Here is a 14068-nt window from a genome sequence, read left to right on the forward strand (position 1 = left end):
CCATGCGGAAAAAACTTGCAAAAAAACATAGAATACTTTATTGAAATGTGGGATTGCTTATGGAACAGATTCAAAGATTCCCTGCTGGTTATTTTGCGACGATCGTTTCACCCGTAAAAATCTTCCGGCACCGGGGCGCGCTTGGCGTTTGGAAACTGATTCTCATTTTTTTCTTTTTAAACGCCTGCCTGATTGCCCCGCTTTCACTCTCTTTTGCGCAGGCAGGAAATATCAGTTTAAAGCAAGTGGCGCCGCATTTATACGAAGCAGTGCAAACCGGATATACCGGGCAAAACGCCGTCCTTTCCTTTCAAAACGGCATGCTCCAATCCAGCAACGCGTGGACAAAGGATCACGGAGATACGATTATCTCCTTTGACCCAGGCAAAACCGCTGCCGTTTCAGAAAGCCATTACCATACAAAAGTCACGCATTACAAAAATGCGCTCCTTTTCCGGAAAGACCGGCTCATTCTGGCTGATGAAAACGGCTTTGGCTTTTCCGTCCGCTACCCGGCCGGAAACGAGAAGATCACGATCCAAAACGGCCGTGACCTTGCTTCTTTTGCCGGCGCTCTCTGGTTCCGGCAATATAAAGTCAACCTGATTCCGCTTGTTTCATGCCTGATCGGAATCCTGTTTCTTTTCAGCAATATACTTTTAATGGGGGCAGTGTCCCTGATACTTTGGCTGACACGTTTTTCAAGTTCTTCCGGCATCCGGTCATTGAGACAGGCTGCAACCATTACACTATCTGCAGCAGGGGTTCCGTCCATTATTGCCATGTTGGCAGGCTTTGCCGGCGCAGGTGCTGCAACGATGATGATGATCCAATCACTGGGCATGGTGCTTTTCATTGCGATGATTTTTTTAAAAACAAAATTTCTGGCGGACGACATGTAAATACAAGATGCTGACGAGGAGGATTTCTCATGTATTATAACCGGCTTTTCGATGTAGATGAATGGACTTTAAAAACAACGAAGCTCCACCGTGAACATATTCGGCTTCAGGAAAGCATCGCTTCTTTAGGAAACGGCTATATGGGAATGCGCGGGAATTTCGAGGAGTCTTATTCCGGGGACCATCACCAGGGCACGTATATTGCAGGGGTCTGGTACCCGGATAAAACAAGGGTGGGCTGGTGGAAAGTCGGCTATCCCGATTATTTCGGAAAGGTCATTAACGCAGTCAATCTTGTCGGGTTGCGCGTCTGGATTGATCAAGAGGAAATTGACCTGTTTCTGGACCCGCTCGAACAATTTCAACTGGAACTTGATATGAAAAATGCCGTCTTGCGCCATTCCTATCTTGTCGAAAAGTCTGGCAAGAAAGTCAAAATTGAATTTGAACGTTTTTTCAGCATTGTCTATAAAGAAATTGCCGCGATCCGAATCCGTGCCACCAATCTTGGCAATCCGGCCGTCCTCACGTTAAAACCTTTCCTGGACGGCAATGTCAAAAACGAAGACGCCAATTATGATGAAATGTTCTGGACGGAAATCCAGTCTGAAGCAACGGAAGACAAGGCCGCGGTTGTCACGGAAACAATTGAAAACCCGTTCGGTGTTCCCCGTTTTACCGTAGCTGCCGCCATGGGCAATCTGACGGAGGCAACGCTTGCTTCCTGTGAGTCGGATACGCTTTATGCCGGCCACGTATATGAAAAAACGCTCGGCGAAAACGAGTCGCTCCTTCTGGATAAAATCGTTTCTGTCACGACAAGCCGGGACTATGAAAAAGATGCGCTCCTCCCCCGCGCCTACGAATTGCTTGAACAGGCTTTGGAAAACGGGTACGAAAAGCTGTACGAGGAGCACGCAGCAGCCTGGCATAAACGGTGGGAGAAAGCAGACGTCCGCATTTCCGGCGATCCGGAAGCCCAGCAAGGGATCCGCTTTAACCTATTCCAGCTTTTTTCGACCTATTACGGCGATGATCCGCGCTTAAACATCGGCCCGAAAGGTTTCACCGGCGAAAAATACGGCGGCGCGACGTACTGGGATACAGAAGCCTATGCCGTACCCATGTATCTGGCCGTTGCCACGCCGGAAGTCACAAGAAATTTACTGCTCTACCGCTACCATCAGCTTCCAGAAGCGTATGAAAACGCAAAAAAACTCGGGCTGAAAGGCGCTTTATATCCGATGGTCACCTTTACCGGGATCGAATGCCATAACGAATGGGAAATCACATTCGAAGAAATTCACCGGAACGGCGCCATTGCTTATGCCATTTACAATTATGTCAATTACACCGGCGACAAAGACTACATCAGCCAGTACGGGATTGACGTCCTCGTCGGGATCAGCCGCTTTTTCGCCGACCGTGTCCATTTTTCCGAGCGAAAGAAAAAATACATGATCCATGGCGTCACCGGCCCGAACGAGTATGAAAACAACGTCAACAACAACTGGTACACAAACCGGATTGCCGTCTGGACGCTTAAATATACCCTTGCGTCCCTTGATTTTACCGGTGCGGAAAAAGCAGCCGCGCTGAATATTACGGAAGAAGAACGCGCGCATTGGCAGGATATTATCGACCGGATGTATTTTCCGTATGATGAAGAGCTGGGCATTTTTCTACAACAGGACGGCTTCCTGGATAAACCGATCAAACCAGTTAGCTGCCTCCCGAAAGAAGATCTGCCGCTCAATCAGCACTGGTCATGGGACCGGATTCTGCGCTCCTGTTATATTAAGCAGGCTGACGTACTGCAAGGGTTTTATTTCTTCAATGATGCGTTTACAATAGAAGAAAAGCGGCGCCATTTTGAATTTTACGAACCGCTCACCGTCCATGAATCGAGCCTCTCCCCGTGCGTCCATGCGATTCTAGCGGCTGAGCTTCGAAAAGAAGACAAAGCGGTCGAACTGTATAAGCGCACGTCCCGGCTTGATCTTGACAACTATAACCATGATACGGAAGACGGGCTGCACATCACGTCCATGACCGGAAGCTGGCTTTCCATTGTCCACGGGTTTGCCGGCATGCGCACCTTCCATGAAACATTGTCGTTTGTGCCGTTTTTACCGAAAGACTGGGATGAATACGCATTTAAAATCAATTACCGGCACCGCCTCCTTGAAGTGAAAGTAAACAAAAAAGAAGTCACCATCTCCCTTTTGGAAGGCGAACCGCTTGAATTGAAGTTATACGGGGAATTCATCCATCTAACAAATACGTACACGAAGGAGTATGAGCTGTCATGACAGAATGGTGGAAAAAAGCCGTTGTTTACCAGATTTACCCGCGTAGTTTTTATGATACAAATGGTGACGGGATCGGCGATTTGCGGGGAATTATGGATAAGCTCGACTATTTGAAGAAACTTGGGATCGACTGCATCTGGATCAGCCCGGTGTACGACTCGCCGCAGGATGACAATGGCTACGACATCCGTGACTACCGCAAGATCGACAAGATGTTCGGGACAAATGAAGATATGGACCGCCTGCTTGACGAAGCCCATGCACGCGGGATTAAAATCGTAATGGATCTTGTCGTGAACCATACCTCCGATGAACATGCCTGGTTTGTCGAAAGCCGGAAATCGAAGGATAATCCGTACCGCGACTTTTATTTTTGGAAAGACCCGAAACCGGACGGCACCCCTCCGAACAACTGGGGTTCGATGTTTTCCGGTTCCGCCTGGGAGTACGACGAAACAACCGGGCAATACTATTTGCACTATTTTTCAAAGAAACAGCCTGACTTAAACTGGGAAAACGAAAAAGTGCGGAAAGAGATTTACGATATGATGAAGTTCTGGATGGATAAAGGGGTGGACGGCTGGCGCATGGATGTGATCGGCTCGATTTCCAAGTTTCTTGATTTTCCTGATTATGAACTTCCGGAAGGGCAAAAATACGACATTGGCAAGTATCATGCAAACGGGCCGCGCCTCCATGCGTTCATCCAGGAAATGAACCGCGAAGTGCTGTCGAAATACGACTGCATGACTGTCGGGGAGGCCATTGGATCCGATGTCGAAATCGCCAAGAAATATACGGGGCCGGACCGCCATGAACTCAATATGATTTTTAACTTTGAACATATGGATGTCGATACGAAACCAGGCAGCCCTGCCGGCAAATGGGCTCTGAAGCCTTTTGACCTCATTGAATTGAAACAAATCCTTTCCCGCTGGCAATATGCGCTCGCGGATACCGGCTGGAATGCGCTCTACTTTGAAAACCATGACCAGGCAAGGGTTGTATCGCGCTGGGGCAATGATACAACGTACCGGGCGGAATGTGCAAAAGCGTTTGCCACCATTTTGCACGGACTGAAAGGGACCCCTTTTATTTACCAGGGGGAAGAAATCGGGATGGTGAATGCCGCGCTTGAACTCGAAGAATATGATGATATTGAAATCCGGAATGCTTATCAAGAACTCGTACTGGAAAATCAAATCATGACGAAGGATGAATTTTTAACAGCTGTCCGAAAAAAAGGACGTGACAATGCACGGACGCCGATGCAGTGGGACAGCGGTCCGAATGCCGGCTTTACAACCGGAAAACCGTGGCTTAAAGTGAACGCCCGCTATCCGGAGATCAACGTAGCAAAAGCGCTTCAAGATTCGAATTCGATTTTTTATTACTATCAATCTCTGATCAAGCTGCGGCATACATATGATGTGTTTACAGACGGCCGGTATGAGCTGCTGATGCCGGACCATCCGCATTTGTACGTATACACGAGGGAGAATGAATCGGAAAAGCTGCTCGTTGCCGCCAACTTAAGCGAAAACACGGTAAGCTTTGATCAACCGGATGGCAACTGGAAACTGCTGCTTGGAAACTATGAAGATACGCGCTCCAGCACGCTGTTCCGCCCGTATGAAGCAGGAATTTATTATCTGGAAAAATAGATTTTTGTGCTATGTTCACCCGATTGCCTTTGGATGCAAAGAGCGTGTTTGTACGGCGGTTGCTCCGCCATACGCCTCCGCTTTGCCCGGTTGCTTTTTTATGCAAAGAGCCCTCTATCCTGCGTATGAGGGGCTCTTTGCTGTTTCTTTGGTTTGGTAGATTTTTGGCTGAAAGTCTAGGCACGTTTCTTTCGCAGGAGATATGGCTGGAATTTGTCCCGCTTCTTATCGCAGACGCCTCCCTACGATCACTTTTGAACGAAATTCTGACCGCTTTCTTAACGTAGATGCGGCCTATGTGAAGAAAGGCCGGCTTTTTCCCCCGCTTGCTTCACTTAGAGGTGGTCTATGTGAAGGAAGAGATCCTTTTTGGCTCGGTTTCTTAATGTGGACGCGCTCTATGTTAAGAAACAAGCTCATTTTCCTCCGCTTCCTTAACGTAGACGCGCTCTATGTTAAGGAAGCACCTCATTTTCCCTCGCTTCCTTAACGTAGACACGCTCTATGTGAAGGAAGCACCTCATTTTCCCTCGCTTCCTTAACGTAGACGCGCTCTATGTTAAGAAACTATCTCATTTTCCTCCGCTTCCTTAACGTAGACACGCTCTATGTTAAGAAACTATCTCATTTTCCCTCGCTTCCTTAACATAGACGCGCTCTATATTAAGGAAGTACCCCATTTTCTATCGCTTTCTTAACGTAGACGGGCTCTATATTAAGGAAGCACCTCATTTTCTATCGCTTCCTTAACGTAGACGCACTCTATGTTAAGAAACTATCTCATTTCCCTCGCTTCCTTAACGTAGACGCGCTCTATGTTAAGAAACAAGCCCATTTTCCTCCGCTTCCTTAACGTAGACGCGCTCTATGTGAAGGAAGCACCTCATTTTCCCTCGCTTCCTTAACGTAGACGTGCTCCATGTTAAGAAACTATCTCATTTTCCCTCGCTTCCTTAACGTAGACGCGCTCTATGTTAAGAAACAAGCTCATTTTCCTCCGCTTCCTTAACGTAGACACCTCTATGTTAAGAAAGCATCTCATTTTCTCTCGTTTCCTTAACATGGACTCGTTCTATGTTAAGGAACAAGCTCATTTTCCCCAGCTTCCTTCACATAGACACACTCTATAGCCAAGTTCCCGACCGCTTCCCTTACATTGAACCCGTCCAATCTCCATTCCACATGACAAAGCTTGCCGGAAAATATCCTTTGCCAAAAATGAAAGACAGCCGCCGGAAAAAACTGGCAGCTGTCTTTCACGTATCATCTATTTAGGAAACCGTAATGGCCTTGACCACTTCTTCCAGCTGCATGCCTCTTGAGGCTTTGACCAAAACCAAATCGCCGGCTCCGATTTTTCCTTTCAACATATCGATCAGCCTCTTCTTGTCCTCAAACGCAAACACACGGTTGTCCGGAAAATCGCAAGCATCCGCAATCAAACGGCCCAACTTGCCATATGTAAAAACAAAATCAATTTTTTCGGGATTCAAGTCGCAGCCAACCTCCCTGTGAAACGCCGCTTCCTTTTCGCCCAGTTCAAGCATATCCCCGAGCACGAGGATTTTCCGGCCCGTTCCTTCAAACTGCTCCACAAGCCGGATGGCCGCACGCATCGACGTCGGGCTTGCATTATATGCATCGTTGATAATTTTTGAACCGTTGATGCCGTCCGCCATTTCCATCCGCATTTCGCTCAGCCTCGTTTTCCCAAGCCCTGCGCGGATTTCCTCAAATGGCATGCCAAACTCGCGGCCGGCAAGAATGGCGGCAAGCGAATTGATGACATTGTATTCACCAAGGACCGGCAGATAAAAATCGATATCTTCCGATGCATTTGTCCGGAACGCGCTGCCGCTTGTCTCTTGTTTCCATTCCACCGGATAAAGATCATTTCCGTGCCCTTTGCCAAACGTCTTTGTTCGGATGCCGGTAATGTTTGGCACCCGTTCCTGCAAAAGCGGTTCATCCCCCATATAGATCAGCAGCCCGTTTTCCGGAAGGCCTTCTGTAATTTCGAGTTTTGCATCGGCAATCGCTTCACGGGAACCGAGATTTTGAATATGCGCCTCACCGATATTTGTAATAATGGCCACATCCGGGCGGGCAATCGATGTGAGGAAAGAAATTTCCCCTTTTGCACTCATGCCCATTTCCACTACGGCGATTTCCGTGTCTTCATCAAGGGACAAAAGCGTTAACGGAACGCCCTGGTGGTTGTTAAAATTGCCTTCCGTTTTTTGCACTTTAAATTTTTCGGAAAGGACGGAGGCGACCATATCTTTTGTTGTCGTTTTGCCGTTGCTGCCGGTAATGCCGACAACTTTTGCCCGCAAGGCGTTCCGGTAGCTTTTTGACAGTTCTTGCAAGCTCTTCTCTGTGTCTTCCACGATAAGAAGCGGCACGTTCGCCGGCGGGTTTGGCACATCTTTTTGCCAGAGGGATGCAGCTGCGCCTCTGCGGAACGCGTCTTCCACATATTGATGGCCGTCCGCATGTCTGCCAGTAAGCGGCACATACAGATTCCCTTTTTCGATTTTGCGCGAATCAATGCATACGCCATGTACAAGCGTTTCGTTGTGCTGCAGTTGTTCCCCGTTTTCCACATGGATCATTCCGGTCATTTCCCGGATCGTCCGTCTGATCATTTTCGCTCTTTTCCTCCTTGAAAACAGAACGGGAACCATTCAGAATGGTTCCAAACTGAGATTCGGAAAGCTATTTCGTCCGAGTAAAATTCAGAACAGAAACCATTAATAATGGTTCCAAACCCCGTTACAAAGTATATTTAATCCGCTGTTTTTCCGCATGTCGCTCCAGGGCAAGTTCAATCAGCTTTTCGATCAGCTGCGGGTAATCCAGCCCTGCCTCTTTCCACAGAAGCGGAAACATGCTGAACGGTGTAAATCCGGGCATCGTATTGATTTCATTGATGATCACCCGTTCGTCTTCTGTCACAAAAAAGTCAGCACGCACCAGCCCCGAGCAGTCGAGTGCTTTAAATGCTGTAATCGCAGCTTCGGTACATTTTTTATACACTTTTTCGGGAATATCGGCCGGAATGATTAACGCCGTTTCCCCGTCTTCGTATTTCGCTTTATAATCGTAAAAATCTTTTTTCGCGACAATTTCGCCGGCAACGGAACATTGCGGATCGTCATTCCCAATCACGCCAAGTTCAATTTCCCTGGCCGTGACGCCTTCTTCGACAATGATTTTCCGGTCGTACTGAAAGGCTTCCTTAAATGCTGCTTCCAACTCCGTGCGGTTTTTACACTTACTGATCCCGACGCTTGAACCGAGATTCGCCGGTTTGACGAAACAAGGGTAGCCGGTCTTTTCTTCCACTTGTTGAAAACAGGTTTCGGGCGCATTTTCCCATTCACTCCGGATAAAAGAAACATATTTCACTTGGTCGAGCCCGGCTTGTGCAAACAGGTTTTTCATAATTACTTTATCCATTCCGGCTGAAGAGGCAAGCACGCCGTTTCCGACATACGGCAGGTTTAACAGTTCAAGCATGCCCTGTACGGTGCCGTCTTCCCCGTTTGGCCCGTGCAGCAGCGGAAAAATGACGTCATAGCCGCCTTTTTCACCCGATACAGTGGTTGACAGCGCATTGGGGGCCATTTTCTTTCCGTCACGGAACTCAAGCTGTTTCACGGTTTCAACAGGTCCGGTTAAAAGCGGCCCTTTTATCCAGTCCCCTTCCGTTGTAATGAAGATGGGGTAAATATCGTATTTTTCGTGATCCAAGGCCTGTATTACAGCTTTGGCGGTTTGCAGGGATACTTCGTGTTCAGCGGATTTCCCGCCGTAAAGCAAACAGATTTTCTTTTTCATTGTCATCCTCCATCATACGAACAGGATATTCCTATTTTAACATTTTACACACCCGGTGTGCGCCAAATTTGCCATTTTGATTTGTTCAGTTTCTTCCCTATTGTATGGCAAAACGGGCATTTGTGTAACACGATTTGTTCAGGATTTTTTTAACAGGGGGCTGTTTCCCGTTGCGCTTTGCGACTTGAAAGATGGTGCCCGTTAAAAAACGCCGTCGTCTGCAGCCCTAAAGATGGTTTTACTAAAAAGGTTTTCCGCCGCTATCCATTTTAAAAATAAAACAGGACCCGATACCATTGAAATGCGGGGGATCGGCCCTGACGTTGAAGAGGATTTTGCATCATGAAAAGCGGGGTGGCTTCCTTCCCCGCTTTTCTATCGTAAAACGCGCCAGCTACTTTTCACTGCAGCATGGACGTCTAATGAATTAAAATTTTCCATTCCTGCATCCTGCGGTCATAGACCATTTTTCCATCGATTGGCGTGCCGGAGATGGCGGCATATTCTTCGTGCATTTCATCCATATCATGAAAATCGCCGATCGTCCAAAACGGGATTTCAATTTGCACCCGGGTCTGCACGGCATATTCCATCGAAATAACCATCCCTTCCTTCATCTTCTCCGAAAGCGGCAACAGCACCTCCACCGGGATAGCGGGCAATGCTTTCCGCTTTTTCCGCCCGAACAGAAACGGTTTCTCTCCTTTGATCCTGTTGATCCGCTCGGCAACCACATAGCCAAGCATCGCATAAAAATCACGGAAAGAACGGAAATAAATTTTGCTGTAGTAGCCGTCATCCTGCGATAAATAGACGAAATGGTTATTTAATTTCCGGTAAAAAGGCATCCGCAAATGATGTTTCATATGGCTCAGATACAGCAGTTCCGCAATTTCATACCCCTCCAGCAGATCGAGCCCTTCCTCATCCTCAAAATCCACCCAGCAAAAATCCCCGTAGCTGTAAATGTCTTCTTCTAGCAGGCGCCCGATCGTTTCCTCATCCGCATATTCAAACAGCGTATGTAAATTTACAGTGCCTGCCTCAAATTGATGACGGAGAAGAAGGAGATTCGTCAAATTGGGAAAAGCATGGTAAAATTCATAAAAACAGATGCCGTGCAATAAAACATAGTGATTCACTTCATTCGCGTGAACATATATGAGCTCCCTGTTGCCACCATGGTTTTTCAAACGATTACCCCCGATTGTGCAGAACATGTTATGGACTAAAACCTGCCAGTTCTCATAATTTTATTTTAACAAATTTGGCAAAAAAATTGGATTTTTATTTCATTCCTATCTGAAAATCGTGCATCCTTTATCCTCATTGATGATTATAATGTATTTCCACTAAATGCAAAACCATATACCCCCTAAACCAGTATGATCATTTTTACCGGGAGAAGATGCGCCTTGTGCTTGCAGTTCTGATTGAAATGATTCAAAATATGGATAGGAATATACAGAAAACGACGAATTACTTTCTTGTTCCCGGGCAAGCCCCGTTTTTTCTCCTGTTTTTCGGGAACAGTATACAGGAAGAGTCTCTTAAGGAGGTGCATGTCTTGCCGAATCAGGGGCCATGTAAAACGATTCGTTTTTGCATCTCTTGGCAGGACAAACCATGCTGACGATCAAATTGCTTATTATTGTCTTATTAATCGGGGCCAATGCGTTTTTTGTCGCCTCGGAATTTTCTCTCGTAAGGGTGCGAACATCGAGAATTGACCAGCTCATTGCGGAAGGCAACAAAAAAGCCGCTTCCGCCAAAAAAGTAATCTCCAGCCTGGACAGCTATCTGTCGACAACACAGCTGGGCATCACCGTGATTTCTCTTGTTCTTGGGTGGCTGGGCGAGCCGACATTAAGGGTGATTTTTAATCCGCTTTTAATCAAACTCCATGTTCCCGGGACACTCATCCACGTGGTGACCTTTATTCTTTCTTTTCTCATCATCACCTTTTTCAGCGTCGTGGTTGGGGAGCTTGCACCGAAAAATATTGCTATCCAGACAGCAGAAAATATTGTGCTGCTCGTCGCCAAACCGCTGATTTTCATCAACAAAATCATGTATCCCTTTACGTGGACACTGAACAAGTCTTCGCGGCTTGTGACAAAAGCGCTCGGTTACGACATGCAATCGGACAATGAAATTACCCATTCGGAAGAAGAACTGCGGATTATCCTGTCAGAAAGCTTAAAAAGTGGTGAAATTAACCAGTCGGAATATAAATATGTCAACAATATATTTGAATTCGATAACCGGATCGCAAAAGAAATTATGGTCCCCCGCACAGAAGTAGTCACGGTTGACAAGAGTGACCGGATTGCCGATCTCATCCGGCTGGCACAATCGGAAAAATATACACGCTACCCGGTTACAGACGGGGACAAGGACAATGTCATCGGCGTTCTCAACATGAAAGAAGTGCTGACGGATTGTGTTTCAAACCCGGATCTCAGGGATGATGCGACGATTGAACCGTATATTAATCCGATTATCCATGTCATTGAAACGGTGCCGATTCAGGGTGTTCTTGCCCGCATGCAAAAGGACAACACCCATATGGCCGTTTTACTGGATGAATATGGCGGGACTGCCGGCATTATTACAGTCGAGGACATTTTAGAGGAAATCGTTGGTGAAATCCGGGACGAGTTTGATACGGATGAGATCCCGCTTATCCAAAAGATCGGGGATGCCCATTATATTTTAGACGCCAAAGTGCTGATTGAAGATGTAAATGACCTCCTTGCGATCGAAATTCCCGATGATGACGTGGATACGATCGGCGGATGGCTGTTGACACAGAAATACGATTTAAAAAAGGGCGATTCCGTGCCGTTCCAATCGTATGACTTTAAAGTAAAAGATATGGAAGGTTCGCACGTCCTGTATGTAGAAGTATCGAAAAAACAGGAAGCAGCTTCCTCATAACGGGGGCTGCGCAACCTGGTTTTTCCGCTTTTTAATAAATTGAATTTTCCTAATTACATTTTATTTCTAACCGATACGTTTGACTGTATGGTATTTATGTTTTATAATAGTCGTAATATAAGTGTGCTTTTTCAGAGATTGGGGTGATTCCAATGGGGCTTTGTACCGCATCGGGGAATTAGCATCCATTGCCAATGTTTCAAAACGGACCATTGATTACTACACCCGGCTCGGGCTGTTAAAACCACAACGTACCGGTGCAAATTACCGGATTTATGACGAAAACGCCGTAAACGACCTGCAGTTTATAGAAGAATGCAAAAAAATGCATCTTCCGCTGGAGGCGATCCGGGCCAAACTGGAATGCAGAAGGAACGGCATATTGAATGCACATGCCTTAATCCAGCAATTGAACCTCTTTTCCGAACAGCTAAAACAGCTCAATACGGAACTGAAGGATATAACACCGAATCTGGAAAAACTGCCGGAAGCGCAAAAAGAAACATTGCGCAATCAATTATCGGGAGACAGCCTGGCACTCGTCCAGTCCCTTTCCTCCATTTTAAACAGGGAAGTGGTTTGGCGCTAAAATCGGGAATAGAATCATTCAATTTTGTAAAAATACAGGAGGTGACTCCTGCCCCGTCTCTATTCGGAGCAGGGAAACTTATTTGGACATATTTAAATTGGTGCTGATTTTTATATTAATCGCACTTTCCGCTTTTTTTGTAGCTTCAGAGTTTGCAATCGTAAAGATTAGAAGTTCCCGGATTGACCAACTCATCGAAGAAGGAAACAAAAAAGCGATTTCGGTAAAAAACATCATCACAAATCTTGATGAGTATTTATCGACCTGCCAATTGGGCATCACCATCATTTCGCTTCTGATCGGATGGATCGGAGAAGAAACCGTATCGCATCTTCTCGCCCCCGTGTTCGGGCTGTTGCATCTTCCGGAGTCTTTTGGCGCCGTTTTCTCCGTCATCCTTGCCTTTGCTGTCATTACCTTTGTGCATGTTGTGGCAGGAGAACTTGCACCAAAAACAGTTGCGATTCAAAAAGCGGAAACCATTACGTTTCTTGCAGCAAAGCCGTTAATTTTGTTCCACAGGCTGATGTACCCGTTTATTTGGCTATTGAACAGTTCTGCCGGCCTGATTACAAAAATGGTTGGGATGGAATCCGCATCCCGGCATGACGTCGCCCATACGGAAGAGGAATTGCGGTTTATCCTGTCTGAAAGCTATAAAAATGGTGAAATCAATCAATCAGAGTTTAAATATGTAAATAAAATTTTTGAGTTTGATAACCGGATTGCGAAAGAAATTATGGTGCCAAGAACCGAGATTGTCTCCCTTTCCAAAGGTGATTCCCTCCGGACGTTCATGGACCTCGTGCAGGAAGAACGGTTTACCCGCTACCCTGTCATTGACGGAGATAAGGACCATATTATCGGGATCATCAATTTAAAGGAAGTCTTAACCGATGTACTGAAAAAACAGGCTCCCCCTTCGTCACTGGAAGCGTATGTCCGGCCGATTATCCGCGTGATCGACACGATTCCGATTAATGAGCTGCTCGTCATGATGCAAAAAGAGCGCATTCACATGGCCGTCTTGCTTGATGAATACGGCGGCACGAGCGGCATTGTGACGGTCGAGGATATTTTGGAGGAAATCGTCGGTGAAATCCGTGACGAATTTGACATGGATGAGGTGCCGCTGATCCGGAAAGTCAAGGACGGTCACTTTATTATCGACTCGAAAGTACTGATCAGTGAAGTGAATGACCTGCTCGGCACACAAATTTCCGATGAAGACATTGATACCCTCGGCGGCTGGATTTTAACCAAAAAGATCGAGGCGAAGCAGGGCGACACGGTTGAATTCGGGGATTACACCTTTACGATCAGTGAAATGGAAGATATGCATATCCGCTATATCGAGGTGAAAAAGAAAGCGGCACGGCCGGCGGTTCAAACTGCAAAACAGGAACCCGTGTCCATGCTTCAAAATGAATCCGGACATCCTGAAATGTTAAAAGCTTTTGAGTAATGGAAGGCAGCAAAAACCTGCCTTGGTGCAAGCCAAAACCAAAAAAACGCGGACGATCGCTTGGTCGCCCGCGTTTTTCCGCTCCGCAAAACAGGAATTAATGTTTTTTGTAAACCGGTTGCAACTTTCTCCCTTCCAGCACTTCGAACAATTCCAGCCGGGATTTCGTAAAAGAGGTTTTAATTCCCATTTCCGAAAAGGCCGATATCATCTTTATTAAATGATCATGGTTTTTTTTCATACGACCACCTCATCTATCATGGATTTCCGTACTGTTTCCTTATCTGTATATGTATTCCCATCTATATAGGATTTTACACGGCATTTCTTAAAGTTTTATGAAAATTTTCTTG

The 14068-nt window shown here is 46.4% G+C and carries 10 protein-coding genes; 6 read left to right on the forward strand and 4 right to left on the reverse strand.

Annotation, left to right across the window (positions count from 1 at the left end; translation table 11 throughout):
- The first annotated feature begins 59 nt into the window (after positions 1-59).
- The 3 genes from NST70_RS16140 to NST70_RS16150 are packed head-to-tail and all read left to right on the forward strand — an operon-like array spanning position 60 to position 4878.
- Positions 60-902, forward strand: coding sequence for a DUF1189 family protein (locus NST70_RS16140; protein ID WP_017551144.1), 843 nt, complete (start codon positions 60-62; stop codon positions 900-902).
- 29 nt (positions 903-931) lie between these two features.
- On the forward strand, positions 932-3214 hold the full coding sequence (locus tag NST70_RS16145) for a glycoside hydrolase family 65 protein (protein WP_342475453.1): 2283 nt from the start codon (positions 932-934) through the stop codon (positions 3212-3214).
- Positions 3211-4878, forward strand: coding sequence for an alpha-glucosidase (locus NST70_RS16150; protein ID WP_035183260.1), 1668 nt, complete (start codon positions 3211-3213; stop codon positions 4876-4878). The genes NST70_RS16145 and NST70_RS16150 overlap by 4 nt, the downstream gene beginning before the upstream one ends.
- 1271 nt (positions 4879-6149) lie before the next feature.
- On the opposite strand, the gene murF is transcribed toward NST70_RS16150, so the two are convergent.
- The 3 genes from murF to NST70_RS16165 all read right to left on the reverse strand — a co-directional run bounded on the left by murF (position 6150) and on the right by NST70_RS16165 (position 9914).
- Entirely contained in the window at positions 6150-7526 is a 1377-nt protein-coding gene (gene murF / locus NST70_RS16155; protein WP_017551146.1) for a UDP-N-acetylmuramoyl-tripeptide--D-alanyl-D-alanine ligase, read from the reverse strand.
- 127 nt (positions 7527-7653) lie between these two features.
- Positions 7654-8721 carry a D-alanine--D-alanine ligase gene (locus NST70_RS16160; protein ID WP_017551147.1) on the reverse strand — a complete coding sequence of 356 codons (1068 nt, stop codon included), beginning with the start codon at positions 8719-8721 and terminating at the stop codon, positions 7654-7656.
- Between the two features lie 419 nt (positions 8722-9140).
- A complete protein-coding gene (locus NST70_RS16165; RefSeq protein ID WP_014096788.1) occupies positions 9141-9914 on the reverse strand; it encodes a hypothetical protein in 774 nt (257 codons plus the stop codon).
- 433 nt (positions 9915-10347) lie between these two features.
- On the opposite strand from NST70_RS16165, the gene NST70_RS16170 reads away from it, so the two are divergent.
- The 3 genes from NST70_RS16170 (at position 10348) to NST70_RS16180 (ending at position 13715) form a co-directional block, all read left to right on the forward strand.
- On the forward strand, positions 10348-11661 hold the full coding sequence (locus NST70_RS16170; protein ID WP_014096787.1) for a hemolysin family protein: 1314 nt from the start codon (positions 10348-10350) through the stop codon (positions 11659-11661).
- Positions 11662-11821: 160 nt separating this feature from the next.
- Positions 11822-12250 carry a MerR family transcriptional regulator gene (locus NST70_RS16175; protein ID WP_026683905.1) on the forward strand — a complete coding sequence of 143 codons (429 nt, stop codon included), beginning with the start codon at positions 11822-11824 and terminating at the stop codon, positions 12248-12250.
- Positions 12251-12332: 82 nt separating this feature from the next.
- The gene (locus tag NST70_RS16180) at positions 12333-13715 is read left to right on the forward strand and encodes a hemolysin family protein (RefSeq protein ID WP_014096785.1); all 1383 of its coding nucleotides are present in this window, start codon (positions 12333-12335) and stop codon (positions 13713-13715) included.
- A gap of 97 nt (positions 13716-13812) precedes the next feature.
- Here the strand turns inward: NST70_RS16180 and NST70_RS16185 are convergent, their stop codons facing one another.
- Positions 13813-13956, reverse strand: coding sequence for an Lmo0850 family protein (locus NST70_RS16185; protein WP_013860706.1), 144 nt, complete (start codon positions 13954-13956; stop codon positions 13813-13815).
- Between the last annotated feature and the right edge of the window lie 112 nt (positions 13957-14068).

This window comes from Weizmannia sp. FSL K6-0777, assembly GCF_038593185.1.
Classification (GTDB): Bacteria; Bacillota; Bacilli; order Bacillales; family Bacillaceae_C; genus Weizmannia; species Weizmannia faecalis.

Bases quoted from the DNA above. Each gene is read 5' to 3' on its own strand.
- NST70_RS16170 (WP_014096787.1), top strand. From the start codon at position 10,348: ATGCTGACGATCAAATTGCTTATTATTGTCTTATTAATCGGGGCCAAT.
- murF (WP_017551146.1), bottom strand. From the start codon at position 7,526: ATGATCAGACGGACGATCCGGGAAATGACCGGAATGATCCATGTGGAA.
- NST70_RS16145 (WP_342475453.1), top strand. From the start codon at position 932: ATGTATTATAACCGGCTTTTCGATGTAGATGAATGGACTTTAAAAACA.
- NST70_RS16185 (WP_013860706.1), bottom strand. From the start codon at position 13,956: ATGAAAAAAAACCATGATCATTTAATAAAGATGATATCGGCCTTTTCG.
- NST70_RS16160 (WP_017551147.1), bottom strand. From the start codon at position 8,721: ATGAAAAAGAAAATCTGTTTGCTTTACGGCGGGAAATCCGCTGAACAC.
- NST70_RS16140 (WP_017551144.1), top strand. From the start codon at position 60: ATGGAACAGATTCAAAGATTCCCTGCTGGTTATTTTGCGACGATCGTT.
- NST70_RS16150 (WP_035183260.1), top strand. From the start codon at position 3,211: ATGACAGAATGGTGGAAAAAAGCCGTTGTTTACCAGATTTACCCGCGT.